This is a genomic window from Stagnimonas sp. FW305-C-60 (genome assembly GCF_058782965.1).
The window spans coordinates 789,736-816,192 of the sequence record NZ_JBYSYF010000002.1 but is presented as its reverse complement, the minus strand read 5'-3'; the positions used below and the strand labels follow the sequence as shown (position 1 = coordinate 816,192).

The 26,457-nt window shown below is 70.8% G+C and carries 21 protein-coding genes and 1 tRNA gene; 6 read left to right on the top strand and 16 right to left on the bottom strand.

The annotated features are described in order from the left end of the window. Positions 1-5: 5 nt before the first annotated feature. The 7 genes from AC3WT6_RS10650 to AC3WT6_RS10620 form a co-directional block, all read right to left on the bottom strand. Positions 6-1,379: an HmuY family protein gene (locus tag AC3WT6_RS10650; protein WP_492653551.1), complete on the bottom strand. Its 1,374-nt coding sequence runs from the start codon at positions 1,377-1,379 to the stop codon at positions 6-8. Next, complete coding sequence (locus AC3WT6_RS10645) at positions 1,376-3,346, bottom strand: TonB-dependent receptor plug domain-containing protein (protein WP_492653550.1); 1,971 nt, start codon at positions 3,344-3,346, stop codon at positions 1,376-1,378. The genes AC3WT6_RS10650 and AC3WT6_RS10645 overlap by 4 nt, the downstream gene beginning before the upstream one ends. Further along, complete coding sequence (locus AC3WT6_RS10640; RefSeq protein ID WP_492653549.1) at positions 3,336-3,482, bottom strand: hypothetical protein; 147 nt, start codon at positions 3,480-3,482, stop codon at positions 3,336-3,338. The genes AC3WT6_RS10645 and AC3WT6_RS10640 overlap by 11 nt, the downstream gene beginning before the upstream one ends. Further along, complete coding sequence (locus AC3WT6_RS10635) at positions 3,479-4,216, bottom strand: HugZ family pyridoxamine 5'-phosphate oxidase (protein WP_492653548.1); 738 nt, start codon at positions 4,214-4,216, stop codon at positions 3,479-3,481. The genes AC3WT6_RS10640 and AC3WT6_RS10635 overlap by 4 nt, the downstream gene beginning before the upstream one ends. A gap of 202 nt (positions 4,217-4,418) precedes the next feature. Continuing rightward, positions 4,419-5,819 (bottom strand): multicopper oxidase family protein, encoded by a 1,401-nt coding sequence (locus AC3WT6_RS10630; protein WP_492653834.1) that lies wholly within the window; start codon positions 5,817-5,819, stop codon positions 4,419-4,421. Continuing rightward, entirely contained in the window at positions 5,819-7,285 is a 1,467-nt protein-coding gene (locus AC3WT6_RS10625) for a TolC family protein (RefSeq protein ID WP_492653547.1), read from the bottom strand. Before AC3WT6_RS10625 ends, AC3WT6_RS10630 begins: the two co-directional genes overlap by 1 nt. A gap of 98 nt (positions 7,286-7,383) precedes the next feature. After that, positions 7,384-7,803 carry a hypothetical protein gene (locus AC3WT6_RS10620; RefSeq protein ID WP_492653546.1) on the bottom strand — a complete coding sequence of 140 codons (420 nt, stop codon included), beginning with the start codon at positions 7,801-7,803 and terminating at the stop codon, positions 7,384-7,386. 62 nt (positions 7,804-7,865) lie between these two features. Between AC3WT6_RS10620 and AC3WT6_RS10615 the strand changes: the two genes are divergently transcribed. Continuing rightward, positions 7,866-8,573, top strand: a complete 708-nt coding sequence (locus tag AC3WT6_RS10615) for an LOG family protein (RefSeq protein ID WP_492653545.1) — start codon at positions 7,866-7,868, stop codon at positions 8,571-8,573. Positions 8,574-8,604: 31 nt separating this feature from the next. Here the strand turns inward: AC3WT6_RS10615 and AC3WT6_RS10610 are convergent, their stop codons facing one another. The 3 genes from AC3WT6_RS10610 to AC3WT6_RS10600 all read right to left on the bottom strand — a co-directional run bounded on the left by AC3WT6_RS10610 (position 8,605) and on the right by AC3WT6_RS10600 (position 11,624). After that, positions 8,605-8,862, bottom strand: coding sequence for a hypothetical protein (locus AC3WT6_RS10610; RefSeq protein ID WP_123212143.1), 258 nt, complete (start codon positions 8,860-8,862; stop codon positions 8,605-8,607). 75 nt (positions 8,863-8,937) lie between these two features. Continuing rightward, positions 8,938-9,564: a TIGR04282 family arsenosugar biosynthesis glycosyltransferase gene (locus AC3WT6_RS10605; RefSeq protein WP_492653544.1), complete on the bottom strand. Its 627-nt coding sequence runs from the start codon at positions 9,562-9,564 to the stop codon at positions 8,938-8,940. Further along, positions 9,564-11,624, bottom strand: a complete 2,061-nt coding sequence (locus tag AC3WT6_RS10600; RefSeq protein ID WP_492653543.1) for a S8 family serine peptidase — start codon at positions 11,622-11,624, stop codon at positions 9,564-9,566. Before AC3WT6_RS10600 ends, AC3WT6_RS10605 begins: the two co-directional genes overlap by 1 nt. A 223-nt stretch (positions 11,625-11,847) precedes the next feature. On the opposite strand from AC3WT6_RS10600, the gene AC3WT6_RS10595 reads away from it, so the two are divergent. After that, positions 11,848-11,923: transfer RNA gene (locus AC3WT6_RS10595), tRNA-Ala, on the top strand. A 90-nt stretch (positions 11,924-12,013) separates the two neighbouring features. Here the strand turns inward: AC3WT6_RS10595 and AC3WT6_RS10590 are convergent. From AC3WT6_RS10590 to argA, 6 genes are all read right to left on the bottom strand, one after another. Continuing rightward, positions 12,014-15,337: a UvrD-helicase domain-containing protein gene (locus AC3WT6_RS10590; protein WP_492653542.1), complete on the bottom strand. Its 3,324-nt coding sequence runs from the start codon at positions 15,335-15,337 to the stop codon at positions 12,014-12,016. A 64-nt stretch (positions 15,338-15,401) separates the two neighbouring features. Beyond that, positions 15,402-18,149 (bottom strand): PD-(D/E)XK nuclease family protein, encoded by a 2,748-nt coding sequence (locus AC3WT6_RS10585; protein ID WP_492653541.1) that lies wholly within the window; start codon positions 18,147-18,149, stop codon positions 15,402-15,404. 16 nt (positions 18,150-18,165) lie between these two features. Continuing rightward, positions 18,166-18,489 carry a ferredoxin FdxA gene (gene fdxA / locus AC3WT6_RS10580; protein WP_492653540.1) on the bottom strand — a complete coding sequence of 108 codons (324 nt, stop codon included), beginning with the start codon at positions 18,487-18,489 and terminating at the stop codon, positions 18,166-18,168. 117 nt (positions 18,490-18,606) lie between these two features. Next, positions 18,607-19,329, bottom strand: a complete 723-nt coding sequence (locus tag AC3WT6_RS10575; protein ID WP_492653539.1) for a 16S rRNA (uracil(1498)-N(3))-methyltransferase — start codon at positions 19,327-19,329, stop codon at positions 18,607-18,609. After that, a complete protein-coding gene (gene bioA, locus AC3WT6_RS10570) occupies positions 19,326-20,714 on the bottom strand; it encodes an adenosylmethionine--8-amino-7-oxononanoate transaminase (protein WP_492653538.1) in 1,389 nt (462 codons plus the stop codon). Before bioA ends, AC3WT6_RS10575 begins: the two co-directional genes overlap by 4 nt. A gap of 4 nt (positions 20,715-20,718) precedes the next feature. After that, entirely contained in the window at positions 20,719-22,041 is a 1,323-nt protein-coding gene (gene argA, locus AC3WT6_RS10565) for an amino-acid N-acetyltransferase (protein ID WP_492653537.1), read from the bottom strand. A gap of 83 nt (positions 22,042-22,124) precedes the next feature. Between argA and AC3WT6_RS10560 the strand changes: the two genes are divergently transcribed. Genes AC3WT6_RS10560 through AC3WT6_RS10545 form a run of 4 tightly spaced genes read left to right on the top strand, consistent with a single transcriptional unit; the run spans position 22,125 to position 26,454 of the window. Continuing rightward, positions 22,125-22,682, top strand: coding sequence for a UPF0149 family protein (locus AC3WT6_RS10560; RefSeq protein ID WP_492653536.1), 558 nt, complete (start codon positions 22,125-22,127; stop codon positions 22,680-22,682). 21 nt (positions 22,683-22,703) lie between these two features. Beyond that, positions 22,704-24,041 (top strand): Xaa-Pro aminopeptidase, encoded by a 1,338-nt coding sequence (gene pepP, locus AC3WT6_RS10555; protein WP_492653535.1) that lies wholly within the window; start codon positions 22,704-22,706, stop codon positions 24,039-24,041. A gap of 32 nt (positions 24,042-24,073) precedes the next feature. Further along, a complete protein-coding gene (gene ubiH / locus AC3WT6_RS10550; protein ID WP_492653534.1) occupies positions 24,074-25,285 on the top strand; it encodes a 2-octaprenyl-6-methoxyphenyl hydroxylase in 1,212 nt (403 codons plus the stop codon). Continuing rightward, a complete protein-coding gene (locus AC3WT6_RS10545) occupies positions 25,282-26,454 on the top strand; it encodes a UbiH/UbiF/VisC/COQ6 family ubiquinone biosynthesis hydroxylase (RefSeq protein WP_492653533.1) in 1,173 nt (390 codons plus the stop codon). The genes ubiH and AC3WT6_RS10545 overlap by 4 nt, the downstream gene beginning before the upstream one ends. The last annotated feature ends 3 nt before the right edge of the window (positions 26,455-26,457 follow it).

Below are 26,457 nucleotides of genomic sequence, written 5' to 3'. Positions count from 1 at the left end.
GTCCGTCAGGGCGCCGCCACCGGCGCGTATTCCAGCGAGGGATGCGCCGAGCTGCCGCTGCCGTCGTAGTAGCCGAGCATGCGCAGTTTCCAGTACTGGCCGTCGCGGCCGCGCAGCACGTAGACCACCTCGCGCGGCGAGATGTAGTGCATGCCGTTGCCGTCGTTGCAGAAGCCGGAGTAGTAGTACCAGCCATGGTCACCGTTGATGCCGCCGCAGGCGGCGTCGCCGCTGCGCTCGGCGGCGGGGTAGGTAACGAAGGCCAGCGCGCCGTCGGCGTCGCTGTGGTAGCTGCTGTCGGTCACCGCCGGCGCCTGCACGCGGGCGTTCCAGTCATCGCGCAGGCCGTCGTGCAGCAGCACGCTGCCGCTACCGGACACGCCGCTGTTGAGCTTCAGGTCGCTGCGCTTGAGGGCAATGTCCCAGCCCAGCGGATCGTTGCCGGGATTGCTGGGGGCCACCTGGCTGTGGTTGGTCAGGTCGAGGTGCACCCAGGCTTCCTCGTCGCTGGCATCGACGGCCACCGTGTAACCACTGCCGCTGGCGCTGAACTGGGCGCGACCCAGGGGCGCCACCGGGCTGTCGGCGCTGCCGCAGGCATTGCCGGGGATTTCCAGCAACTCGTACTGCGGGTGGCCGATGGCGCCCTCGAGCTCGAAGCCGGTCATGCGCAGCTTGTAGTAGCGGCATTCGACGCTGCGCAGCACGTAGGCGACGTTGTCGCGGGCGACGATGCTGTTGCTGCCGGCGAGGCCGCTGCTGCGGTACCAGCCGTAGTCACCGGCGCCGGTTACCTCATTGGGCTCCTGGTCGGCCTCCGGGTAGCTGTTCATTGCGTAAGCGACGCCGGCGGTGGGGTCGGTCACCGGCAGGCCCAGGGACTGCAACAGTGCCAGCAGGAGTGCCAGCGCGCCCAGCTCGGTGGTGCTGGCATCGGTCTGATAGCTGACCGCTGTCGTGGTCGGCGCGGCATTGACACTGTCGAAGGGGTAGCTGCTGCCCTCCGCGCTCTTGTCGCCATAGACGATCACCGCCTGGCCGGTCGGCGGCGCGCCTGAGACGCCGCCGTTGAGCTTGATCTCCGCCCCCCGGTGCGCCAGATCCCAGTCGGCGCTGGCCTCGGGACTGGCCGGAAACACCTGGGTCTGGCTGTCGAGGTCGAGGTAAATCCAGTCGCTGCCGCTGGCATCGACGCTGGCGCGATAGAGGCCGCTGTCGGTCTTGCTGAACCTAGCCTGCGGGCCGCCGGGGCCGGGCAGGGCCTCGGCAGGAGTTTCCGGCTCCTCGCCGTCCTGGGTTTTCTCCGGCGAGATGTCGCCGGCGCAGGCGAGGAGCAGCAGGCTCAGGGCGGGTAGCAGCAGGGCAGGGCTCGATTTCATTCAAAACTCCAGCGGAGTTCCAGATAGACATTGCGCGGCGCGATGGGCAGGAAGCGCACGTCACCCTCGTCCAGCAGGTTTTCGACGCCGAGGGCGAATCGCCAGTGCTCCCAGGCCTTGAGCTCGGCGCGGGCATCGAACAGGGCGTAGTCGCTGGCGACACCTGCGCCGGTGGGCGCGCCGCCGGTGTCCAGCTCGACGCCGAACACGCGCTTGCCGACCCACACACCGCGCAACTGCCAGGCGCTGCGCGCGCGCTCGTAGCGCAGGGCGGCATTGGCGCGGTGGCGGGCGCGGCCGCTCAGCTCCTCGCCGCTGTCTTCGTCGCGGCTGCGCAGATAGCCATAGCCGAGTTGCAGCTCCAGCGGCTGCCAGGGCCGCCAGCGGCCTTGCAGGTCGAGGCCGTTGAGCGTGGCGCGGGCGACGTTGACGTAGCTGAAGATCAGGGGCGGGCCGCTCTCGGTCTGCACCACGTCGATCAAGTCGCTGACGCGGTTGTGATAGGCCGACAGACTCAGATTGAAGCGGGTGCTGGGCAGCCAGCTGAGGCCGAGGTTGTAGCCGCTGCTGCGTTCGGGGCGCAGATCGGGATTGCCGTCGACGCGGTAGCCGACCGCGGCATTGCTGAAGCGCAGCAGCAGTTGCTTGAAGTCCGGCGCGCGGTAGCCCTGGCCGTAGCCGGCGCGCAGGAACCAGTCGGACGCAAAGTCCCAGCGCAGCGCCAGCTTGGGCGAGAGTTCGGAGCCGAACTGCGAGTCGCGGTCGTAGCGCAGGCCGGGTACCAGGCGCAGGGTTTCGGAAAACCGCCAGTCGTCCTGCAGGTACAGCGATTGGCGGTCGCGTTCGCCCTGCTGGGCGAGGCGGTCGGCGTCGAGCTGTTCCAGCGAGGTCTCCGCACCCAGGCTCAGAGCGTGCGCGCCCAGGCGATGGTCGTACTGCGCGCCCAGCGAGCCGAGCTGGTTGAGTGTTTCCTCGTCGAGGTCGGCGCTGCCGTCGCCGCCGCGCTGCTGTTGCAGAAACTGGTCGAAGTAGCGGTTGTAGTAGAGGTCCAGCGCCAGTCGCCGGCCTTTGCCGAAGTCGTAGCGCGGCGCCAGGCCGGTGCGGATGTCCTCGACGCGCTTGCGGGTGTCGTAGACGCGGCCGCCGGTACCGGCGTCGATGCGGTGGCTGTCGTCCAGCGCCCAACTCCCGCTCAGGCCCAGGCTCGCGCGCTCGCTGAAATGCCATTCCGCCTCGCTGCCGGCGAAGCGGGTCTCGCCCTCGATGCCGTCGTTGCTGGTGGTGGACTCGTCGAGATCGAAGGGAGCGATCTGGAAGTAGCCGGCATTGCTGTGGCCGCGCAAGGCGCCCAGCGTCCAGCCGGCATTGCCGAGCAGCTCGTAGCTTTCGCCGCTGTCGACGCGCGTGCTCAGCTCGCCGCCGGGGCGACCGTCGCGGCGGGTGATGATGTTGATCACGCCGCCCATGGCGTCGGCGCCGTACAGGGCGGAGGAGGGGCCCTTGACGATCTCCACCCGCTCGATGGCGTCGAGCCGCAGGCGGCTGAGGTCGATGGCGCCGTTGATGCGGCCGATCATCCGACGGCCATCGACCAGCACCAGGATCTGGTCCGAGGCCAGGCCCTGGATCTCGATGCTGGTGCCCCGGCCCGCGACGCGACTGACGTAGACGCCGCCCTCGCGCTCCAGCAGCTCGGCCAGGTCGCGGGCGCCGCTGTTGGCGATCTGGCGGGCGCCGATCAGTTGCACTTCCACCGGGCTGCGGCTGAGCGGCTGCTCGGTGCGGGTGCCGGTGACCACCACCGGGTCCAGTTCCACGCTGCGGATCGCGTGTTCTTCGGGATCGGTGGGCGAGGCCGCCTCGGGTAGCGGTTGTACTTGGATCGCCTCGCCGTCCGGAGCTGTTTGCGCCCAGGTGGCACCGGAGCAGAGCGCCAGCAACAGGCAGGAGGCACGACTAAAACGCATCGGAGTTCATCCACCAGGCCAGCGCCAGCGGCAGGGTCAGCCAGAGCAGGCCCTTGATCAGGAAAAACCAGAAGCCCAGCTGCGCCAGGCGGCGCAGATCCTCGCGACTGGGGCGGCGCAGGGCGCGGGCTCTCATGCGCTCGCGCCGGTGGCCTCGCGGGCACGCCTGGCGAGGGCGACCAGGGCCATCCGCACCTCGGTGGCGGTTTCCACCGGAGTCTCGAAGCCGATGCGCAACAGACGTTTGCCGACCCTCAACTCGAAACCTTCGGCGTCGATGCCGGCGATCTGTGGTTGCTCGTCTTCGGCCAGCGCAAAGCCATGCAGGCGGCAGTAGTCGCGCATCGCCTCGACATGGTCGGCGTTCATGTGCGCGGCCATGCCGTCCTCGCCGCGACCGGCGAATGGATTGAGGCGGCAGAAGGCCTCGGCGCTGATCCAGTGGATGCGGCCGAAGCCGCCGATGTAGCGCACCCTCACCGGCTCGATGCGGAAGAAGCGGAAGTCGTGCTGCGCGTGGTAGGCGCGCGATTGCGGATAGCGGCGCTCGTAGCGGGCCTGGGCGACTTCCAGCTCCTCGGCCGGCACCGGCCGGGCGTCGCCGAGGATGGTGACTCGGCCGGCGGCCTGGGCGTCGTCGCCGCCCTCGGCGAGGGTCAGCGAGACGCGGCTGTCGGCGAGGATGTTCTTGGTGTGCTGGGCGATGTCGCTGATCAGGATCACCGGCCGCCCCTGGGCGTCGCTGGCGTAGGGGGCGATCGAGCCGAAGGGGTAGCCGGGCACGTCCAGTGAGATGGTCGACAGCACGCCCTCGGTGCAGCGGGCGTAGAGGGCGCGGGCGTGAATGGCGGAGTCGGCGGAGCTGCTCATGGAGGGCGGTGGTCGGATGGCGGGGTGCCCGCCGCGAACCGCCGGGCTCGGTGGTCAGCGGTAGGGAGGTTCGGAAATACGGTAGTAGTTCATAAATCTAAATGCAAATCATGTGCATTAAAAAATTAACCCAGGACCAAGTCCGCCCGGATTGCTGGCTGTTGCGACCCGCCGACGCGCGGGCGGCGGCGGGCGCTGGTGGCTAGCCGCCGTGCCGACGGTGCGCCGCGTGCGGATCGAGTTGCTGCGCGGGAGCGCTGCCAGTCGCCGGCCCGCTACGCCGCGGCGGTGCCCCGAAATCGGGGTCGGTGGAGACGCAGCGCGCCTGTTCCCGCGCCGGGCTGCGATACCAGCCGGGATCGCGGTAGTCGCCAGGCGCGAGGTTGTCGCGCACCTTGACGAGCGTGAACATGCCGCCCATCTCCAGCGGTCCCTGCGGACCTTCGCCGGCCATCATCGGCAGGGTGTTGTCCGGGCCCGGCAGCATGCCCATCGCGACGTGGCCGCCGTGCTCGGACATGCCGTCCTTGCCCATTGCCATGTAGCCGGGCAGCAGCTTGCGGATCTCGTCCTCGACGCCCGACTGATCGACCCCGATGGCATTGGGGATCTCGTGACCCATCGGTCCCATGGTGTGGTGCGACATATGGCAGTGCAGCGCCCAGTCGCCTGGCACCGCGACGAACTCCAGATCGCGGATCTGGCCGACACCCACGATCTCGGTCACCTCGCGTCGCCACTGCGCGCGTGGCCAGCGCCCGCCGTCGCCGCCGGTCACCTCGAAGCGCACACCGTGCATGTGGATCGGGTGGTTCCACATCGACAGGTTGCCGACGCGGACACGCACCCGTTCGCCGCTACGCGCCACCAGCGGCTCGATGGCGGGGAAGGTCTTGGAATTGAAGGTCCAGAGATCGAAGTTCTGCATCACCGAAGGGTCGGGCCGCGAGGTGCCCGGATGCAGCGCCCAGTTGTGCATGATGAAGGCGTAGTCGCGGTCTACGGCTTCGCGCTGGCGCGGGTGGACGATGAACAGGCCCATCATGCCCATCGCGATCTGCGTCATCTCGTCGGCATGCGGGTGGTACATGTGGCTGCCGTGCTGGCGCAGGGTGAATTCGTAGGCATAGGTCTCGCCCGGCTGGATGTGGCGCTGGCTCAGGCCGCCGACGCCGTCCATGCCGCTGGGCAGCAGGATGCCGTGCCAGTGCACCGTGGTCGGTTCACCCAGCCGGTTGGTGACGTAGATGCGCACGCGGTCGCCTTCCACCGCCTCGATGGTCGGGCCGGGCGTGCTGCCGTTGTAGCCCCAGCATTTGGCCACCGAGCCGGGCGCGAACTCGTGCTCGACCTCCTCGGCGACCAGGTGGAACTCCTTGACGCCGTTGACCAGCTTGTACGGCAGCGTCCAGCCATTGAGCGTGCGTACCGGGGTGTAGCTGCCGTCGGGCGCGCGCGGCGGCTGAGGTGCCGCCTCCGGCTCGCTGGCTTCGGGGATCGAAGCGTGCTGATGCGCTTGGGTTTCGGCGGCGCGGGCTAGGCCGCTGGCGGCGAGGGCGGCGGAGCCCCAGCCGAGTCGGGACAGCAGATGGCGGCGCGAAATCATGGCGCGTCTCCGTGGTGATGGGCGTGGGAGGTTTCGGCGGGGGCGTCGGTGCCGGGCAGCAGGCTGCCGGCGTCCACACGTCCCTCGGTCTTTGTTTCGGGCTCCGGCAGGCGGCGGCCGATGGCGCGGCTCAAGGCGCTGCGCGCCAGCCAGTAGTCGCGCACCGCGTCCAGGTAGTCGCCATAGGCCGCGTACTCCTGCTGCTTGGCCAGCAGCAGATCGAAGGCGCCGACCAGCATGTAGTTCAGCTCGCGCTGGGTCTGCGCCACCACCGCCTCGCGCTGCGGGATCAGCTCCTCGCGCAGGCGTAGCAGGCGGCGCTGTGCCGACTGCAATTCGGCGTAGGCGGCGCCGACCTCCTGCTGCACGTCCAGCTCGCTGGCGCGCAGCTCGGCCTCGGCGCTGGCGAGCTGGGCCTGGGCCTGGGCCTTGCGGCCGCTGCCCCAGTTGAACAGGGGCAATTGCCAGGACAGGCTGGGCCCGAGCAGGCGGCTGCCATCGGTCTCGCGCTCGTACTCGGCGCCCACTTCCAGCGGCCCCAGTAGCCGTTCGCGGCGCTCCAGGCCGGTGGCGACCTGCACGCTGTCCAGCCGCCGCCTTGCCGCCGCCAGGTCGAGGCGGGAGTCGGCGGCCAGTTGCAGCAACTCGGGCAGCGACAGGCTCTGCTCGGGAGGCTGCGGCAGGCCGGGCGCGAGCACCCAGCCCTGATGGTCGGCGGCCAGTCCCATGCGTCGTTGCAGCAGGCCGCGCGCGGTGCTGGCTTCGGCGCCGGCGGTTTCCGCGTCCAGGGCGGCCTGGCTGGCGGCGGCCTGCTCGGCGGCCAGTGCGCGCCGGCTCAGGTTGCCCGCCTCGAAGTAGCGCTGCGCCAGATCGGCGGAGGCGCGGGCCGCGCGGGCAAGCGCCTGGCGCATGGCGGCAGCCTGCTCGGCGCCGGCCAGCCGGTACCAGGCCGCTTCCACCTCGTAGGCGATGCCCAGAGTCTGGTCGGCGACCTCCAGCTTGGCGGTCTCGAAACGGTCGCTGGCAAGGCGGCTTCGGGCGGGCAGGAACAGCAGCTCGGTGAAGTTGAACGCCAGGCCCAGGCTCAGCTGTGGCCGGATCGCGGCCGGATCGTCGGAACTCAGGCGCGCGGCGCTCAGCACCGGGTTGGACAGCCGTGCGGCGTCATAGACCTCGGCGGCGACGAAGCCGAGGCTGGCCAGGTTGTGGCTCAACTCGGGACTGTTGAGCAGGGCCAGGCTGACCGCGTCGTCCGGCTGCAAGGGTCGGGCGAGCAGTTGCTGCTGGAGTTGGCTAGGGTCGCCGCCGGGCTGTCGCAGGCCGCGGGCAGCGGTCGCCTCGGCGACCGCGCTCCGACCCCAGTCGGTGGGCAGGCTGGCACAAGCGGCCAGGCTGAGACTGAGTACGGCGGCGCACAGGCGGCCGTGGGCAGAAAAATTGTTGAACAAGGTCAAGGACTCCATCACAGGGGAAACCGCTGCTGCGGGCAGCGGGATGGAGCGGCGCCTGGGGGCCGTGTGGCGGGCGAGCCGGTCACACAGCGCCGGGGTAGCCGCGGCGCTTATGTCGCGGCGCGGTCCGGGGGGCGCAGGTGGGTGCCCAGATGCGCCGGCAGGGTGTTGGCCTGGCCCTGCGTGCGCGGAGTAACCAGCGCCAGCGCTGGCGGCGACCAGAGACTCAGAACCTGCGGCAGCGCCAGACCGCTGCCGGGCAGGCAGTGGTTGGCTGCGCAAGCGCAGCCGCAGTGACAACCGGGCGTGGCGCCGGAGTCGTCGTTGGTCGTTGCGGGGTGACTGACCGCGGCCTGATGGCTGTCATGCCCCATGGCGGCGTGGTCCGCCATGCCCGCGTGCCCTAGGACCGTGGCCTGGACCGCCGCCGGCGCGTGCTGGCAAGGGCTGGTCGCCGCCCGCGCCAAGCCCGGCAGGGCCAGCAGATGGCTGGTCAGCAGGCAGAGCAGCAGGAGACGGCGCAGGAGCATGGGGGGTGGGACGGTGAGTCTGTCCCCTAGACTCTACGCCTGCCCACGAGTTCCCGACCAGCATGAAACTGATCAAGGCCTACCAGAACCAGGATTTTCTCAACAGCGATGACGCCCGCACGATACGCATGCTCTGCGAGTACCTGGAGCCGCTGTCGCGCCTGAAACGCGAGGGCGTGAGCCGCGCCATCGTCGCTTTTGGCTCGGCCAGGCTCAGGCCGCAGACCGCCGACGCCCAGGAGCGCGACTGGTTCCGTCAGGCCGCCGACCTCGGCGAGCGCCTGGCCGCCTGGACCTGCGAGAAGCACGCGGTCGACGAGCGCTACCACCTGGTGACCGGCGGCGGGCCGGGGATCATGGAGGCGTTTCAGGAAGGTGGTGCCCGGGTCGATAGGCGGCTCAACATCGGCATGGGCATCTCGCTGCCCTTCGAGCAGCACGGCAACCCCTACGTCGATGCGCCGCTGGCCTTCGAGTTCCACTACTTCTTCATGCGCAAGTTCTGGTTCATGAACCTGGCCAAGGCGGTGGTGGCTTTCCCTGGCGGCTTCGGCACCCTTGATGAGCTGTTCGAGGTGCTGACCCTGGTGCAGACGCGCAAGGCGGCGGCCATGCCCATCGTGCTGTTCGGGCGCGAATACTGGGAGGAGGTGCTGAACCTGCCGCTCCTGGCGCGGCGCAAGCTGATCTCGGAGCAGGACTTAAGCCTGTTCCATGTGGTCGACAGCGTCGAGGAGGCCTACGGCCATCTGACTACCGCCCTGAACTGAAAAGGGCCGCCATCGGCGGCCCTGCGGGCGACTAGCGGCGGCCGGGACGCGGCCGTTCTTCGCGGAACAGGTAGGACTCGAGATCCTGGTCGACCAGCTTCTTGAGTTCGCGCGCCTCGCGGTACTTCTCGACATCGCGCCAGTCGCGGCGCGCCTCGCCGGTGGCCGGGTCGATATCCGGCACATCTTCGGAATACGACTCCTCGCCAACGAAGTCGTCGTAGGTCTTGGCCACAGCCTCGGCGGCGGCCTTGGCTTCCTTGGCTTTCTTGCTGGGACGTCCTGCCATGACGGTCGGGGTTGGTCTGATGAACGAAACGGGCGCGTTTTTAGCAGTCTTTCCCCATAAAGGGAAGCCCGTTCGTCATTGCGGCTGTTCTGGCTGAAATTTGTTCACCAGCGGCGCCAGGCCGCCGGCCTGTCGCGCGCGTCGCCAGTCGGCGGGGGTATCGAAGTCGGCGCGGGCCGGCCCCAGCTCCAGGGTAGGGCCGGCCCGGCGCAGCCGGCGCAGGGTTTGCGCGCGCTCGCGGCCGCTGCTCCAGGCCACTCCAGCCAGCGAGGGCAGGGGCCGGCGCGCGCCGATCAGGCCATAGCCGCCGTCCGGGGCCGGGATCAGCAGATAGTCGCAGCCGGCCAGTGCCGCCGCCGCCCGGCGCAGGTCCTCGGGGCGCAGCGCGTAGGCGTCGGAGCCGAGCAGCAGCGCCGGCCCGGGCGCCAGCGCGCGGCGCATCTTCGCGCCCAGATCGCCCGGCCCCTGGCGCGCCAGCCGCAGGCCCCAGCGGCGCTGGCAGGCGCGGAAATGCGGGTGGCGGCTGTCCGGCGCGCAGCAGAGCGTCAGCGCCTCGGCGCCGAAAGCCGCGACCGCGGTCGCGAGCGCTTGCTCCAGCAGCCGCCGCTGCACCCAGGCCGCGCCGCGCGCGCCCAGGCGCGGGATCAGCCGGGTCTTGCAGCGGCCGGGCACCGGCGCGCGGGCAAACACCAGTACCCGCATCAGCGGTGCCGGCGCCGGCGTAGCCACAGTGCCGGCAGCAGACCGTAGGCGAAAAAGGCGCCACCACCACCGCTACCTCCGCTGCTGCGATTGCCGTCGGGGTTGCCGACCACCTTCAGGCTGTAGGCGGTGTTCTCGGCCTGGGAGTAATTGACCACGGTGACGAAATAGCTGCCGGCCGCCGGATTCGTCAGCGTCACCGACTCATTGCCCGCCGAAGCGCCGCCGATCTGGTCGGCGTCGGTCTCGAACACCTGCTCGCCGCTCTCGGGATCGACATCCAGGCTGATCAGGTAGCGCGCCGGCCGGCCGCGCTTGATCAATAGGTCGATGTCCTGGCCGGCCTGGCTCTCGAAGCGCAGCGCGTTGAGGCCGGCGGGGGCGTCGAAGTGCCAGGTGTGGAACTCGTCGTAGAGATCGGTCTGCAGGATGCCCTGCGCGGTCTGGCCGTCCTGTAGCCGCCCGGTTTCCAGCAGCAGGCCGCGACGCACGCTGTAGCCGCCGTTGGCGTTGAGCCGCAGCCGCAGGCGCAACTGCCGGTGGCCGCTGGCGCCGGCCGGCAGGCTGAGTGAAAAGCGCGCGCTGGCGACGCCATTGCCGGCGAGGTTGCCGAAGCTCTGCGCGCCGCCGGTCACCGTCGCCGCGCCGTCGTCGACGCTCAGCTGGCCGCTGACGGCGCTCGCCACCAGCCATTGGTTGCGTAAGCGGATTTCCAGCTGCGCGGTCTCGCCGGGGTCGAGCACGCCGTTGCCGCCGTCAATGAGCTGCACGGAGTCGATCACCAGGTCGGGGCGCGGTGCCAGGTTGAGCGCCGCCGCGACGTCGAGCCGGCCGCTGGCGACGCGCAGGCCGATGTCGTCGCCGCTGGCCGCGCCCGCCATCAGCCGCGCCTTGGTCTCCAGATAGTCGGCGGCGGGGTAGCTCATCCGCACCAGGGCGGCTGCGCCGGCGGCATAGGGCGCGGCGAAGGAGGTGCCGCTGACGCCGGGGCTGGTCGAGTAGCCGCCGCCCGGTGCGGTGCTGACGATCTGCAAGCCCGGAGCGGCGATGTCCACCGTGGTCGGGCCGAACTGGCTGAAGCTGGCGATGCCGTCCTGGCGGTTGCTGGCCGCGACCGCGAGGATGTTGGGCAGCGCGTAATTGGCCGGGTAGGAAAGCTGCGAGTCGTCGATGTTGGAGTCGTTGTTGCCGGCGGCGGCGACGAACAGCACGTCGGCCTGCTCCAGGCGCGCGATGGCATCCAGCTCCAGCTGCGAGAAGCCGGGTCCCCCATAGCTGGCGTTGATGATCTTGGCGCCCTGCTCGCGCGCGTAGTCGTAGGCGGCGATGGCGCTGGCGGTATCAAAGCCGAAGCGGATCGGCAGCAGTTTCACGTTCCAGGCCACACCCGCCACGCCGATGCCATTGTTGCCCCGCGCACCGATGCAGCCGGCGACCAGGGTGCCATGGCTTTCGTCGCTGGCGGCCGAGGGGTCGCTGTCACCACTGGCGGTGTCGGTGCCGGGCAGGAAGTTGGCGGCGAGATCCGGATGGTCGAGCTGGAAGCCATCGTCGATCACCGCGACGATCAGCGAGCCGTCGCCGCTGCGGTCGGGTGCGCCGTCGCCATTGGCGTCCCAGGCCGCCGGCAGCTTCATGTCGGCACCCACCGTGCCGGCCGGGCCACCGGCAAAGAAGTTCGCCTGCCCGCTGTTGCGCAGGCCCCATTGCTGGTCGAACAGCGGGTCGTTGGGGATGCCTTCCGCCGGATAGCGCAGGTAATTGGGCTCGGCGAGCTCCACCGCCGGGTCGGTGCGCAGCAGTGCCAGGGCGGATTCCACACTGGTGATCGCCGGCAGGGCCAGCAGCTCGGCGCGCGCGGCTGGCAGCGCCCGCCTGAGGCTCAGCCCCAGCCGGCTCTTCGCCTGCACCGCGTCCAGCGCCTGGGCGCCTGCGCGATAACGCACCAACACCTCGTCACTGCGGTGGGGTGCGAGGCCTGCGGCTTGCGGCCGCGTGGCGCCGGCGGACAGCGGCAGCAGGCTGGCGACAACAGCGGTGCAGAGAAGGATGCGGCGCATGGGCATTCCGGCTTGGGCACGGCTGGATTCTACGGGGCGATGCCAGCCGCCGATGCCGTGGCAAGCCTAGGCCGCATGCCGGCCCGCCGGGCGTTGGGGCAGGCTTGGACGGGCAGGTGAAACTGGAAAACCCTGTGGTATTATCGCGCCCCTTCTGACAGCCGGCCTTGGTATTTCCGGGCTCAAGTCAGCGGGGTCGCCGCAAGGCGGGTTGCGTTAGTGGGGGGCGGTAGCTCAGCTGGGAGAGCGTCGCGTTCGCAATGCGAAGGTCGGGAGTTCGATCCTCCTCCGCTCCACCAAACGCAGATTTTCAGGATGACGAAAGGCCTCGCGATTGCGAGGCCTTTTTGCTTTGTGGCTCTGACCCTCGCGCTGCGCTGCCAAACCGTCTACGGCGCCCCGCCGTCGCCGGCGAGTTCCAGCGGCAGCCATAGCGCCTTCGGCGTCCAGATCACCCCGGCCATCACCGGGCGATCCGGCCACAAACGCCGCACCGCGGCGACATAGCGCAGCAGTTGCTCGCGGGCGCCGGCCAGCACGCTGGCGGCGTCGCCGGCGCGATGGGTCTTGTAGTCCAGTACCCAGAGCCGTTCGCCGTCATCGACCAGGCGGTCGAGCACGTTCATCTGGATGCCTTCGTCGACTAGCACCGGCAGGCTCACCTCGTTCCAGGCGCGCAGGCCGGGCGCGAAGTGCGCCTGCAAGGCGGGTGCCGCGAGTACCGCCTCGGCCTCGGCCAGCGCGGCCACGAACAGGGGCGGAGCGATGGGCACGCCCAACTGCTGAGCCAGCCGGGAGGCCAGGCCTGCACGATCGGCGCCGCCCGGCGCGCTCAGGGCTTGCAGCAGGGCATGCACCAGCTGTCCGCGCAGCACCGCCTCGGGGGCGATGGCCAGGCCGTTGTCGGCGGCGGGTTTCGGCGCCTGCAAGGGACGCAACAGGGCGGGGTCCAGGGCCTCGGCCGCTACGGTCGCGGGCGGTTCCTGTACCGCGGGTGCCAGTCCACTGCTGTAGTGCAATAGCTGCGGTGGCGTGTCGGCGGAATCGTTGGCGGCGGCGGTGAGCGCCTGCGCGGCGGCTCGGCAGCGCGCATGCCAGCTGTCCTCGGCGTCGCCGCGCGCCGGCGCGAAACCGGAGACGAACAGGTATTGCCGGGCGCGGGTCAGCGCTACGTAGAGCAGATTCAGATCCTCGCGCTGCTCGCGCGCCTGCTCGGCTTCGACCAGGGCTTGCGATAGCGGGTCGCGGTCGTTCTTGCTGCCGGTGAGCACCACCAGGCTGGGGCGTTCGGCGCCGATGGGCCATTCGATGCGCCAGCCGGCGCGTACCGCGCGGGCGCCGGGCGCGGTGTTGACCAGGAACACCGCCGGCGCCTCCAGGCCCTTGGCGGCATGCACGGTCATTACCCGTACGCGCGCCTCGCCGCCGGCCGGCGGTGCCTCGTCGGGCGCAGCGTCGCCGCGCAGGCCGGCGCAGTGACGCAGGAAGCCGGCGAGGGTGGGATAGCGGCCGTGGTCGCTGTCCAACGCCAGTTGCAGCAGGGCGGCGAGGTTGGCGGCGACGGCGCTGTCCTGCGGTCGTGCGGCGCGGCAGCGGCGGATCAGGTCGCCCTCGTCGGCGATGCGGTCGAGCAGGTCGTGCGGCGGCAGCCGTCGCGCCAGCCCGCGCCAGCGGCCGAGCAGGCGCTGCGCGCACGCCAGCGCCGGCCGCTCCAGGCAATCGTCCAGAGTGAGGAACCAGGTCTGCTTGGCGTCCTGGGCGCGGCGGGCCAGGGCCAGGAGGTCCTGGTCATCGACCGAGAACAGCGGCGAACGCAGCGCCTGCGCCAGTTCCAGGTCGCGGTGCGGCGCGTCGAGCGCGGTGAGCAGGGAGAGCAGATCCTGCGCCAGCGCGGTTTCCAGCAGGGTGCCACGGGTGGCGCTCAGATAGGGGATGCCGGCCGCGCCCAGGGCGCTCTCCAGGGCGCCGAGATGGCGGCGCTGGCGCGCCAGCACCATCACGTCGCCGTAGTGCAGGGGGCGGCTGAGGCCGTCGCGGCCGGTAACCGGGGTGCGCGCGCTGACCAGGGCCTGGATGCGTGCCGCCACCCACGCGCCCTCCTGCGCGGCGCGGCGGTCTTCGCCGGTCTCGCGCGGGGTGGTGAGCGGATTGCGCAGGCCGTCGCCGTGGGCGGCGCCGTCGCGCTCCTCGGCAGCAAACAGCGGCATCACCTCGACCGCGCCGTACAGGCTCTCGCGCCGGGTCTCGTGCGCGTCGAAGCCGATGCGCGCGCCGGCCTCGCCGAGGAACAGGGTGTTGGCGAAGTCGATGATCGCCGGCGCGCTGCGTTGCGAGGCATTGAGCGGCAGGCGCACCGCCGCCAGTTGCAGCTCCAGCGTCTGCGCCGCCAGTTCCAGCAGCTGCGGCTCGGCGCGGCGGAAGCCGTAGATGCTCTGCTTGGCGTCGCCGACCACGAAGGCGCTGCGGCCGCGCGTGGGGTCGGTGGCGAACTCGTCGAGGATGGGCTTCAGCAGCCGCCATTGCAGCGGGCTGGTGTCCTGGAACTCGTCGAGCAGCAGGTGCTCGATGCGGGCATCGAGCTTGTAGCGCACCCACTCGGCCTGCTCGGCGCTGCTGAGCAGGCGGCAGGTCTGCCACTCCAGTTCCGGGAACAGCAGCGCGTTGGCGCGGCGCAGAATCTCGTCCAGCGCCGTCATCGCCGCCAGGCCCAGGGTGAGCGCGGCGCGCGTGCGGCGATAGGTGCTGTGCCGGCGCAGCGCCTCGACGCTCAGGGCCAGGGCTTCGAGCAGGGTGGCGTGATGGTCGAGCGCGGTCGCCGCCTGCTGCTCGGTGTAGCGCTTCTTCGGCGGCTTGAAGCTGTAGGGGCCGCTGCCGTCCTTCTTGTAGAGCGCGCTCAGCAGGGCGGCCAGCCGTTCAGGGCCTTGCAGTTCATGGGCGCCGGCCAGCGCCGCCGCCTTCAGGTACTGGGTATCGCCGAGTTCCTGCAAGAGGCCGTGCAGCATGCTGATGCGAAAGCCGCAGCTGTCGGCGTCGATGGCGCCGTAAGGGTCTTCGTCGTCGCTGTAGGGCAGGCGCGCGGCGAGGCCGGCGCAGAGAGTTTCCAGCGGCGCCTCGCTGCCCTCGGTCGCCGCCCAGATTTCGGCGCGCCGTTGCAGCAGGCCGCGCAGCAGCTCGCGCAACTCCCATTCGCCGACGCCTTCCTCGGCCAAGGCATCCAGGGCTTGCGCCTCGGCGCTGTCCGGCGCGCGGTGCAGGCGGGCCAAGACCTGCTCGATGGCCTGGCCCAGGTATTCGTCCTCGCGCTCGGCGAGCGTGAAGCCGGCCGGCACGCCCGCCTCCAGCGGAAAGCGGCTGAGCAACTCCTGGCAGAAGGCGTGCAGGGTGCTGGCGCGCAGCGGCAGCTCGGCGTGCACGTAGTCCTCGAACAGGGCGCGCGCGCGCTGCCGGTGCGCGTCGTCGTCCGGCGCCTGCAACTCGGCGAGCGCGGCGCTCAGGCCGGCCTCGTCGGCATAGGCCAGTTCCTCCAGGCGGGCGACCACGCGCTCGCGCATTTCCGCCGCCGCCTTGCGGGTGAAGGTGAGCGCGAGAATGCCGCCGGGCGCGGCGCCGGCCAGCAGCAGGCGGACGATGCGGCCGGTGAGCGTCCAGGTCTTGCCGGTGCCGGCGCTGGCCAGCACGGCGCTGCTGCGGCTGGGATCGAGGGCGGGATTCATGGGCTGGTTTTCCCGGTGGCCCCGACAGCGGCGGGAACGGGCATGGACAGCCATTCAAGGTGGTTCATGAAATCCCCCCGTTCGCCCAATCGCCGTGCCGGCAGACGCCGAAAAACTCGCAGCGCTCGCAGACGCTGTCGGCGCCATTGGCCGGCAGCGGCGCGCCGGCGCGCAGGCTGGAAGACAGCAACTGCAGGCGCTCGCTGATCGAGAACGCCAGATCTTGCAGTGGTTCGCCGTCGAGGCCGGCGCTCTTCTGCTCCTTGAGGTTCCAGTACTCGATATTGGTGACCGGTTCAGCGAGCAGGCTGTAGTGGCTCAACTGCACCGCCTCGCCGGCAAGCATGGCCTTGCGGCTGGGGCTGAGGCCGGTCTTGTGGTCGATGACCCGCTTGCGCAGACCCTCGTCTTCCAGGCGGTCGGCGCGGCCACGCAGGCGCCAGCCGTCGCGCAGGCTGTCGAGATCCTTCTCGACGCTCACCACTGCGCTCGGCCATTCGCAGAGTTTTTCCGCGAGCCAGGGGATGGCGGCGCCGAACTCGCTGCGCCAGAGACGCGCCAGCGGCCGCGCCGCCAGATCGGCTGCGAACACTGCGTCGGCCAGCGCGTGCAGGTGCTGCTCGATGGCGGGCAGGGCGGCTTCGTCGCGCGGGCCGTCCCAGGGCGGTGGCAGGCCGGGCACTTGTTCCTCGAAGGCGCGCAGGAGGCGGTGCACGCGCTCGCCGTAGTCACGGCGGTCCACCGGCGTATCGGGGGCTTCCAGTCGCTCCAGGCCCAGGGCGTAGCGGGCGTGGAAGGCGTAGGGGCAGTCGATCAGCGTCTGGTGGCCGCGCGCCGACAGCGCCCGCTCCCACAGCGGCGCAGTGGCGGCGGGTGCGGGGGGCTCCACGTTCGCGTCCGGCACGGAAGACTCGGCGGCGATCTCGGCCAGCGGCGCGCGTGCGGCCAGGGTGCGGTCCTGCGCCAGTGGCACGCCGGCCGCGGCGGCGAAGGCCGCCAGCGCAGCCAGCGCCGGATGCAACTGGGCAGTCTCGCCGGCCTCGCCGGGCGCGTAGATCAGCCGTACCCGCGGTGCCGCCTCCAGCAGCCGGCGCAGGCGCGCCAGCCCCAGGGCCTGGCGCTCGGCGGCGGTGGCCAGGCCTAGTTCGCGGCGCACGCTGCGGTTGAAGAACGGCGCCTTGCCGCCTTCGGCGAGCAGGGCCGGGGTGGCGCCAAGCAGGATCAGCGCGTCGGCGCTCAGGCCCTGGGTCTGCGCCAGGGTCAGCAACTGCACCCGCGACTGCGGATCGCCGGTGTTGAAGCTGGCGTCTTCCAGCGCCGCATCGACCAGGGCGCGGAAGGCCGGCCAGCTGGGCGTGAGGCCGGTGCCGGCCAGCGCCTCGCGCAATTCGCGCAGGCGCTCCAGCACGCGGGCACCGGCCGGGTCGGCGGCCAGGCCCTGCGCCAGGCCGCTGGCCTCCAGGCTGGCGAGCAGGCCGTCGGCATGCACCGGCGCCGGATGCGGACCGCGCAGACTGTCCAGCCGCTGGCCGGCGGCGACCAGGTGGTCCCAGCGCGCTCTTTCGGCCGGGCTGTCCATCAGCGCCCGCCAGCGCGCCGCGCCGCCGGCGACCTTCTGGGCGTAGGCACGTGGCTCCAGGCTCTCGGCCCAGGCTTCGCCGCCTTCGAGCAGGCCGGCCTTGAGCACCGCCATCAGCGACTGGAAGGGGAAGTCGGCATCCAGGCAGCTCAGCCAGGCATCGAGGCTGGCGGCGGCGCGGCTGGTGGCCAGCGCCCAGCCGCCGCGGTCGGCGAGGCTCAAGCCGGCCCGCTCCAGGCGCGCGCGCAGGCGTCGCGCCTGGCGGCGGTCCTCGCAGACCACGGCCACCCGGCGGGCGCCGGCGAGCAGGGCCTCGCGCACCGCCAGGTCGGCGATCTGCGCCTCGTGCTCGGCCTCGGCGGCTTCCACCAGGGCGAGGTCGCCGGGAGCGGCCGCGTTCAGCGCCAGGGCGCGTTCGCGGGCCAGGCCTTGGCTGGCATAGGCGGCGTCGAGCAGTAGGCTGCGCGGGCTGGTGGTTTCGGCATCCAGCAACTGCGGGCTCTGCCCGAGTTGCTCGGCCAGCCGGCGCAGGGCCAGGCCGTCGCGGCCAGTCAGCCGGCCCTGGCTCAGGAAGCGCGCGCCGCCACGCGCCAGCAGCGGGGCGATGGCGGCGGCCTCGGCGGGTTTCAGGGCGTCGAAGCCCAGGAACCACAAGGGGTTTTTTACGGGCCACTGCGCCAAGGTCGCCGCCAGCGCCTGGCGCTGGGCGACAGCCGGCGCGCGCGCGCCCAGCTCCTCGCGAAAGGCGCGGTGCAGGCGGTGCACGATCTGCGCCTCGCGCGACAGCGCCGCCAGCGGCCGCTCGGCGCCGTAGCCGCGTTGCAGGAGGGTTTCCAGCGCGGCTTCGTCGTCCGGTAGCTCGGCCTGTTGCTGCTCCAGTTCCTCGAACAGGGCGTAGAGCGCATCCGCCACCCGCAGCGGCGTCTGGCCGGGGAACAGGAAGCGGAAACGCGCCACGGCTTCCGCGAGCCGCAGCCGGCAGGCCAGTGGACTGGCGGCCTCGGGGCTGGTGGCCAGTTGGTTGAGCCCGAGGATGCGCGGCGCCAGCAGGGCGCCACCGCTGGCGCGCGCCAGACTGCGCAACAGGGCCGGCGCCAGGCCCGGGCTGGCCACCACCAGCGTCAGGCCGCTGAGATCGGGGAGGCGGGTGGTCGGTTGAGCGAGGATCAGCCCGGCGGCGGCTTCGGGGAAGTCCGCGCCGGGTGGCAGCAGCAGGAAGGGCGCGTCGGTCATGACGACGCGCGGGGCACTACCGCTCCAGCAGCGCCAGCTTGTTGGGCTTGCCGTCCCATTCCTTGGCGTCGGCAGGGATGCCGCGGCGCTCGGTGATCACCGGCCAGCTCTTGGCCAGCTCGGCGTTGAGCGGCTTGAACTGCAACTCGAATTCCTTGAGGTCGTCCTCGGCCTTGATGGCATTGGCCGGGCACTCGGGCTCGCAGAGTGTGCAGTCGATGCATTCCTCGGGGTCGATCACCAGGAAGTTCGGGCCTTCGTGGAAGCAGTCCACGGGGCAGACTTCCACGCAGTCCGTGTATTTGCACTTGATGCAGTTTTCGACGACGACGAAGGTCATTGCAGCGGCTCGGTGTAGCTTCGAAAGGTCGCGCATTTTACGGCAGTGGCGGCCCAGCACCCAAACCCGCATCTGGACGAGGTGCCGGGACTGGTCGAACCTGCGGAAATCACGACCTCAGCCGAGGTCGCCATGCTGGCTCAGCAGGGCGGCCAGCAGGGCCACTGGCGCGGTCTCGGTGCGCAGGATGCGCGGCCCCAGGGCCAGGCGCTGCCAGCCGTGGCGGTCGGCCAGCGCCAGTTCGGTCTCGTCGAAACCGCCCTCGGGGCCGATCAGGGCGGTGACGGTCTCCGGCTTCGGCAGCGCCGACAGCCGGGTTTCGCCGCCCGGCGCCAGGATCAGCTTGAGGCCGGGTCGTTCGCTGGCGACGAAGCTCTCAAAACGCTCGGGCGCGGCCACCGTCGGCAGCCGGGTGCGACCGGACTGCTCGGCAGCACCGGTCACCACGCCACGCCAGTGCTCGAGCTTCTTTTCCCAGCGCTCGCCGTCGAGCTTGACCACGCCGCGTGCGGACAGCAGCGGCAGGAAGCCCGCCGCGCCCAACTCGGTGGCCTTCTGCAGGGCGTAGTCCATGCGCTCGCCCTTGGAGACGCACTGGGCGATGTGGATGCTGATCGGCGCCTCGCGGCTGACCGGGTCCTGGCTCTCCACCCGGAGGCTGGCCGAGCGGCGGGCTACCGCCTCCAGCACCGCGCCGTACTCGTCGCCCTCGCCGTTGAACACGGTGAGCCGCTCGCCGCTGCCCATGCGCAGCACCTGCACCAGATGGCGCACCGCCTCGTCCGGCAGGTCCAGCACGGCGCCGACGGCGAGCGGCTGTGGCAGGTAGAGCCGGGTCATGTCGGATCGCGGGTGGCGACGTCCACCGCCTCGCAGAGCACCTCGCACATCTTCTGGGCTTCCTTGGCGCCGATCGCGTAGGGCGGCATCAGGTAGAGCACATTGCCCAGCGGCCGCAGTACCACGCCCTTCTCCAGCGCATGCCGGTAAGCGCGCAGACCGCGCCGCTCGCTGGCGGGAAAGTCCTCGCGCTTGGCGACATTGCGCACCATCTCCACCGCCAGGATCAGGCCGGTCTGGCGCACCTCGGCGACATGGCGGTGGGTGCGCAGCTCGGCGGTGTGTGCCCACAAGAGCTGCGCCAGCACGGCATTGGCGGAGAGCGCATTGGTCTCCTCGAACAGACTCAGCGAGGCCAGGCCCGCGCGGCAGGCCAGCGGATTGCCGGTGTAGCTATGGCTGTGCAGAAAGGCCTTGTAGGCGGCGTAGTCGGCGTAGAAGGCCTGATAGATCTCCTCGCGGGTCATCACCGCCGCCAGCGGCAGGGTGCCGCCGGTGAGGCCCTTGGACAGGCACATGAAATCCGGGGTGATGCCGCGTTTGGCGCCCCGGCCATAGACCGCCGGCGGCGCCTGCTCGCAGGCGAAGAAGCTGCCGGTGCGGCCGAAGCCCACCGCGATCTCGTCGGCGATCAGGTGTACGCCGAACTCGTCGCAGGCCTGGCGCGCCAGGGTCAGGTACAGCGGGTGGTACATGCGCATGCCGCCGGCGCACTGCACCAGCGGCTCCAGGATCAGCGCGCAGACCTCGTGCGCGTGCTGCTCCAGCACCAGGCGCAGATGGTCGAACTGGCGGCGGCTGTGGTCCTCCCAGCTCTGGCCGGGGGTGCGGGTGTAGCAGTCCGGCGAGGGCACGAAGATCGGCTGCAGCAGCAGAGGCGCGTAGCTGTCGCGGTACATGCTTGGGCCGCCGACCGCCAGCGCGCCCAGGGTCTCGCCGTGATAGCTGTTGCTCAAGGCGATGAAGCGCTGCTTCTTCGGCTTACCCAGGTTCTGCCAGTAGTGGAAGCTCATCTTCAGCGCCGCTTCCACCGCGCTGGAGCCGTTGTCGGTGTAGAAGCAGCGCGGCAGGCCGCTACGCGCCGCCAGTTGCTCGGCGAGCAGGATGCCCGGCTCGTGGGTGAAGCCGGCGAAGATCACGTGGTCCAAAGTGTCGAGCTGCTGCTTGAGCGCGCCGACGATGGTCGGATGGCGATGGCCCCAGAGATTGGTCCACCAACTGCTCACTGCGTCGAGGTAGCGCTTGCCCTCGTAGTCTTCCAGCCAGACGCCTTCGGCACGGGCGATGGGGATCAGCGGCAGCTCGGACTCGTGGTCCTTCATCTGCGTGCAGGGCTGCCACACATGCGCCAGCGAACGGGCGCGCCAATCGGCGTTGGACGGCATTTTTTTAGAGCGTCTTCACCAGCACGATGGAATTGCGCCGGTAGTTGTAGATGCGCTGTTTCTGCACCGGCAGGTCTTCGATCTTGCCTTCGACGAAGCCGTGCTCCAGAAACCAGTGCTCGGTGGTGGTGGTGAGCGCGAACAATTGCTTCAGGCCCTGCTGGCGGGCGGTGTCCTCGGCGCGCTTGAGCAGGGCTTCGGCGCGGCCTTCGCCGCGGTAGTCGCTGTGCACGGCCACACAGGAGAACTCGCCCATGCTCTTGGCCGGGAAGGGGAACAGCGCGCAGCAGGCGATCACCAGGCCGTCGCGCACCATCACGTCGAACTGGCCGATCTCCAGCTCCAGTTGCTCGCGCGAGCGCGGCACCAGCACGCCGGCGTCCTCCAGCGGCTTGATCAGCGCCAGGATGCCGCCGACGTCCTCAATGGTGGCTTCGCGCACCGCTTCGTAGTGGGCGTCGGTGTAGACCATCAGGCCGACGCCGTCGCGGGTGTAGAGCTCGCGCAGCAGCGCGCCTTCCTCGGCGGCTCCGACCAGATGGGTGCGCTTGACGCCGCCACGGCCGGCGGCGAGCGCGGCGGCGAGGTGGGCGCGGTCGGTCTCGGCCAGATGCCCGGCGTTTTCGTAGAGGCGGGTGGCTTCGCTGAGCGAGAGCTGGCCGGCGTCGCCGGTGTCGGCGGCGAGCTTCCAGTCGTCCGGGTTGGAATTGACCAGGAACACCAGCTTGTCAGCCGGCAGCGCGGTCGCCACCGCGGTGGCGACGTCCTCGTAGCGCAGGTTGAAGATCTCGCCGGTAGGCGAGTAGCCGGTGTTGCTGACCAGGGCGATGCGGCCTTGGTCGAGCACCTGGCGGATGGTCTCGGCGTCGATGCGCCGCACCTCGCCGGTGTACTGGTGGTCGATGCCATTGCGCACCCCCACCGGCTTGGCGACGATCCAGTTGCCGCCGGCGACCCTGACGCGCGCGCCGCCCATGGGGGTGGAGGCCAGCGAGGTCGAGAGCCGGGCCTCGATCGCCATGCGCAGGCTGCCGGCGGCGTCGAGCACGCATTGCAGGGTGTCGGCATCGGTGATGCGCAGGCTGCCCTGGTGCTTGGAGGCGATGCCCTTCTGCCGCAGCCGCTGTTCGATCTGCGGCCGCGCGCCGTGCACCAGCACCAGCTTCACGCCCAGGCTGTGCAGCAGCGCGATGTCATAGAGAAAGTGCTCGAAGTCCTCGCGCTCGCAGATCTCGCCACCAAAGGCGAGCACGAACACCCGGTCCACGTGGGCATGCACGTAGGGGGCGGCGGCGCGCAGGGCGCGGACGAATTCGGCGGGATTCATGACTAGCGGATTATAGGGGCGCCAGGGTTCCTGCCGACCTGTGATCCGCCGGAGCGTCCTGGGGTGGCCGTTATAATCCCGGCATGTCCGACCTTTCTCCCCACCAGGCGCTGGGCGCCTTGCTGCAGCGCGCCGGTTTCGACCAGGACGCCAGCGAGTACCACGGCGCGCTCTGTGGCGCGCTCTGCGTCCATCTGCCTACTGAAATCGAGCCCTTGCAGCTGTTGGAGCGGGTCGTCAGCGAGCCGGCTGCACCCGAGGCCCGCGCGCCGCTGCTGAGCTTGCGCGATGCCACCTTGCGCGAGCTGGCCGATGCCGACTCCGGAGTTCGCCTGCTGCTGCCAGACGACGAGCTGCCGCTGGCGCTGCGTGCCCGCGCGCTGGGCCAGTGGTGCGAGGGTTTTCTGTTTGGCCTCGCCAGCCGCGGCGGCCTCAACCTGCGCCAGGCCTCGCCGGAGGTGCGCGAGGTGGTGGAAGACCTCACCCAGTTCACCCATGCCGAATTCCACGAGGGCGACGACGCCGAGGTCGAGGAAGAGGCCTATGCCGAACTCGTCGAGTACGTGCGGGTCGGAATGCAGCTGGTGTTCATGGAGCTGGCTCCGCGCCAGCCTGCCGCCAACGACCAGACCATCCACTGAGCAGCAGCACGGGAACCCGTCATGCGCCCCAACGATCACCAGCTGAATGAATACAGCAACCGCCGCGCCGAGCTGATGCGCCGCATCGGCGCCGATGGGGTGGCCATCATCCCCAGCGCGACCGAAGTCACCCGCGCCCGCGATACCCACTACCGCTTCCGCCAGGATGCCGACTTCGCCTACCTCACCGGGTACACCGAGCCGGACGCGGTGGCGGTGCTGGCGCCGGGGCGCAAGGACGCCGAGGGCAGTCCGGCCGAGTTCGTCCTGTTCGTGCGCCCGCGCAATGCCGAGCGCGAGATCTGGGACGGCCGCCGCTACGGGCCGGAGGGCGCGGTGAGCGTGTTCGGCGCGCACGAGGCGCGGTCCATCGAGGATCTGGAGGCCGAACTGCCCAAGCTGCTCGCCGGTCGTGAGACCGTGCACTACACCCTGGGCGAGTACCCGGCGCTGGACCCGAAGGTGATTGCGGTGATCAAGCACATCCGCGACGTCGCCCGTCGCGGCGCGGCGGCACCGCACACCATCGTCGCGCTGGAGCAGACGCTGCACGAGATGCGCCTGCTCAAGCGCCCGGCCGAGATCGAGTTGCAGCGCACCGCCTGCGAGGTGAGCGCCGCCGCCCATGTGCGCGCGATGCGCGCCACCAAGCCCGGCCGCAACGAGTGGGAGATCGCCGCCGAGATCCACGCCGAGTTCGCGCTCAACGACTGCGAGCCCGGCTACGGCACCATCTGCGGCGGCGGCGACAACGCCTGCATCCTGCACTACACAGAGAACAACGCGCCGCTCAAGGATGGCGAGCTGCTGCTGATCGACGCCGGCGCCGAGTACCGCGGCTACACCGGCGACATCACCCGCAGCTTTCCCATCAACGGCAAATTCAACGCCGCCCAGCGCGCGGTCTACGAAGTGGTGCTGGCGGCGCAGAAGGCGGCCATCGCCGAGCTCACCGTCGGCAACCTCGCCAGCCGTCCGCACGAGGTGGCGACCCGCGTGCTCACCGACGGCATGGTGCGCCTGGGCCTGCTCAAGGGCGAGGTCGACGAGCTGATCCGCAGCGAGCGCCACAAGCAGTTCTACATGCACGGCACCGGCCACTGGCTGGGCATGGATGTGCACGACGTCGGCCGCTACAAGCTGGCCGGTGCCTACCGGCATTTCCAGGCCGGCATGATCATGACCGTCGAGCCCGGCCTCTACATCGCCCCCGGCACGCCGGAGGTGCCCAGCGAGTACTGGGGCATCGGCATCCGCATCGAGGACGATGTGCTGGTGACCGACCATGGGCCAGAAGTGCTGACCGCCGGCGTGCCCAAGGAAATCGACGAGATCGAGGAGCTGATGGCCTCGGCCTAGCCGGCGACGGCGGCCCGAGACCCGGCAGACCCATGCAGGTGGATCACTACGACATTGCCATCGTCGGCGGCGGCCTGGTCGGCGCCAGCCTGGCGCTGGCCCTGGCCGACACGCCCTTGCGCCTGGTGCTGATCGAGGCCGCCGCGCCGCCGGCCAGCGCGCCGAGCTGGGATGAACGCTGCATCGCCCTCAATGACGCCAGCCGCCAGATCTTCGGCCGCTATGGCGTCTGGGAGGCGCTGGCGCCGCAGACGGCGGCGATCACCGCCACCCACATTTCCGAGCGTGGCCGCTTCGGCGTCACCCGCTTCAATGCGGCCGAGGCCGGCCTCGCGGCGCTCGGCCACAACACGCCGATGCGCGCCTTAGGCGCCGAACTGATGGCTCGCGTGCGGACCCAGGCCAGTCTGCGCTTCCTCTGTCCGGCGCGGCTGCAGACGCTGCAACTGGGTGCAGAGTCGGTGGAACTGCGCCTGGAGTCCGGCGAGGCCCTGCGCGCCCGCCTGGTGGTCGCCGCCGACGGCGCCGGCTCGGCCGTGCGCCAGCTCCTGGGTTACGCCGCCGAGCGCCGCGACTACCAGCAGACCGCGCTGGTCACCGCGATCCGGACGCAGCGCGATCCGGCTGGCGTCGCCTACGAGCGTTTCACGCCGGAGGGTCCGTTCGCGTTGCTGCCCAAGCCGCGCCTGGCCGACGACCGCGAGCCGGGCTTTCCCTGCTCGCTGATCTGGACCCTGCCGAGCGAGCACGCCGAGGCCATGCAGGCGCTGCCGGAGGCGGAGTTCCTGCGCGCCGCCGAGGACTGCTTCGGCGAGCGGCTGGGGCGCTTCCTGAGCCTGGGTCGGCGCCTGCCGCACCCGCTGCAACGCAGCTTGGCCGAGCAGCTCACCGCGCCCCGGGTGGTGTTCTGCGGCAACGCCGCGCAAAGCCTGCATCCGGTGGCGGCGCAGGGCTTCAACCTGGGCCTGCGCGACGTCGCCGCGCTGGCTGAACGCTTGCAGGCTTGCGCCCTGGCGGGCGGTGATCCGGGCGAGGCTGCGGGGCTGGCGGAGTACGCCGCCGCGCGCGCCGCCGACCGCCAGCGCACCGCCGATTTCACCGACCGTCTGGTGCGGCTGTTCTCCAACCGCATTCCGCTGCTGTCCGGCCTGCGCCACCTGGGCCTGCTGGCACTGGACCTGACGCCGCCGCTGAAGGAGAGCGTGCTGCGCCAGAACCTCGGCCACCGGGGCTTGGCGGCATGAGCGGCTTTGACGCCGACATCCTGATCGCCGGCGGTGGTCCGATTGGCCTCGCCTCGGCCAACGCCCTGCAGCGTGCCGGCTTCAGCGTGCGGCTGATCGAGCGCAGCCCGCAACCGCCGAGTTTCGACGCCAGCCAGACCGATCCCCGCGTCTATGCGCTGGCGCCGGCTTCGCTGGATTTCCTCGACCGGCTCGGCGCCGGTGAGCGCCTGCGCGCGTTGCGCTACTGCCCTTACCGGGCGATGCGGGTCTGGGATCAGAGTCCGGAGCGCGCGCTGCGTTTCGATGCCGCCGAGGCCGGCGCCGAGCAGTTGGGCGCCATCGTCGAGCATTCCGCGCTGGCCGCCGCGCTCTGGCAGGTGCTGCCGCCGGGCATTGCCGAGCTGGGGGCGGAGATCGTCGCGGCGAAGACCGAGGAAGGCCTGGCCGAGCTGAGCCTGGCCGATGGCCGCGTACTGCGTGGCCGTCTCCTGCTGGCCGCCGATGGCCCGGACTCGCCGCTGCGGGCGCGGCTGGAGATTGCCACCGTCGGCTGGTCCTACCGGCAGCAGGCCCTGGTCTGCCATCTGCGCAGCGCGCTGCCGCATGCCGGCACCGCCTGGCAGCGCTTCCTGCCCAGCGGCCCGTTGGCCTTGCTGCCGCTGGCCGATGGCCGGGTGTCGCTGGTCTGGTCCTGCGACGAGGCGCTGGCCGCCGAGTTGATGGCGCTGTCCGACGCCGACTTCGCGCTGCGCCTGAGTGTCGCCAGCCAGGGCGTGCTGGGTGCGCTGTCGGAGCCGACTCCGCGTCGCGTCTTTCCGCTGCGTCTGTTGCACGCGCAGGACTATCACCGCCCCGGTCTGGTGCTGGTCGGCGACGCCGCGCACGTCGTGCACCCGCTGGCCGGTCAGGGCCTGAACCTGGGCCTGGCCGATGTCGCCACGCTTACCGAGACGCTGGCGGCGGCGCGTGAGGCCGGTCGCGGCTGGTGGCGGCCGCGCACCCTGGCGACCTATGCGCGGCAGCGCAAGGCCGAGAACCTGGAGATGCTGGCACTCACCGATGGCCTCAAGCGCCTGTTCGGCAACGAAGAGGCCGGCCTGCGTGCCCTGCGCAATCTCGGCCTGGGCCTGGTGAACCGTCTGCCGCTGGCGAAGCCGGCCCTGCTGGCGCGGGCGCTGGGCCGCTAGCGC

Bases quoted from the DNA above. Each gene is read 5' to 3' on its own strand.
- AC3WT6_RS10650 (WP_492653551.1), bottom strand. From the start codon at position 1,379: ATGAAATCGAGCCCTGCCCTGCTGCTACCCGCCCTGAGCCTGCTGCTC.
- AC3WT6_RS10645 (WP_492653550.1), bottom strand. From the start codon at position 3,346: ATGCGTTTTAGTCGTGCCTCCTGCCTGTTGCTGGCGCTCTGCTCCGGT.
- AC3WT6_RS10640 (WP_492653549.1), bottom strand. From the start codon at position 3,482: ATGAGAGCCCGCGCCCTGCGCCGCCCCAGTCGCGAGGATCTGCGCCGC.
- AC3WT6_RS10635 (WP_492653548.1), bottom strand. From the start codon at position 4,216: ATGAGCAGCTCCGCCGACTCCGCCATTCACGCCCGCGCCCTCTACGCC.
- AC3WT6_RS10625 (WP_492653547.1), bottom strand. From the start codon at position 7,285: ATGGAGTCCTTGACCTTGTTCAACAATTTTTCTGCCCACGGCCGCCTG.
- AC3WT6_RS10620 (WP_492653546.1), bottom strand. From the start codon at position 7,803: ATGCTCCTGCGCCGTCTCCTGCTGCTCTGCCTGCTGACCAGCCATCTG.
- AC3WT6_RS10615 (WP_492653545.1), top strand. From the start codon at position 7,866: ATGAAACTGATCAAGGCCTACCAGAACCAGGATTTTCTCAACAGCGAT.
- AC3WT6_RS10610 (WP_123212143.1), bottom strand. From the start codon at position 8,862: ATGGCAGGACGTCCCAGCAAGAAAGCCAAGGAAGCCAAGGCCGCCGCC.
- AC3WT6_RS10605 (WP_492653544.1), bottom strand. From the start codon at position 9,564: ATGCGGGTACTGGTGTTTGCCCGCGCGCCGGTGCCCGGCCGCTGCAAG.
- AC3WT6_RS10600 (WP_492653543.1), bottom strand. From the start codon at position 11,624: ATGCGCCGCATCCTTCTCTGCACCGCTGTTGTCGCCAGCCTGCTGCCG.
- AC3WT6_RS10590 (WP_492653542.1), bottom strand. From the start codon at position 15,337: ATGAATCCCGCCCTCGATCCCAGCCGCAGCAGCGCCGTGCTGGCCAGC.
- AC3WT6_RS10585 (WP_492653541.1), bottom strand. From the start codon at position 18,149: ATGACCGACGCGCCCTTCCTGCTGCTGCCACCCGGCGCGGACTTCCCC.
- fdxA (WP_492653540.1), bottom strand. From the start codon at position 18,489: ATGACCTTCGTCGTCGTCGAAAACTGCATCAAGTGCAAATACACGGAC.
- AC3WT6_RS10575 (WP_492653539.1), bottom strand. From the start codon at position 19,329: ATGACCCGGCTCTACCTGCCACAGCCGCTCGCCGTCGGCGCCGTGCTG.
- bioA (WP_492653538.1), bottom strand. From the start codon at position 20,714: ATGCCGTCCAACGCCGATTGGCGCGCCCGTTCGCTGGCGCATGTGTGG.
- argA (WP_492653537.1), bottom strand. From the start codon at position 22,041: ATGAATCCCGCCGAATTCGTCCGCGCCCTGCGCGCCGCCGCCCCCTAC.
- AC3WT6_RS10560 (WP_492653536.1), top strand. From the start codon at position 22,125: ATGTCCGACCTTTCTCCCCACCAGGCGCTGGGCGCCTTGCTGCAGCGC.
- pepP (WP_492653535.1), top strand. From the start codon at position 22,704: ATGCGCCCCAACGATCACCAGCTGAATGAATACAGCAACCGCCGCGCC.
- ubiH (WP_492653534.1), top strand. From the start codon at position 24,074: ATGCAGGTGGATCACTACGACATTGCCATCGTCGGCGGCGGCCTGGTC.
- AC3WT6_RS10545 (WP_492653533.1), top strand. From the start codon at position 25,282: ATGAGCGGCTTTGACGCCGACATCCTGATCGCCGGCGGTGGTCCGATT.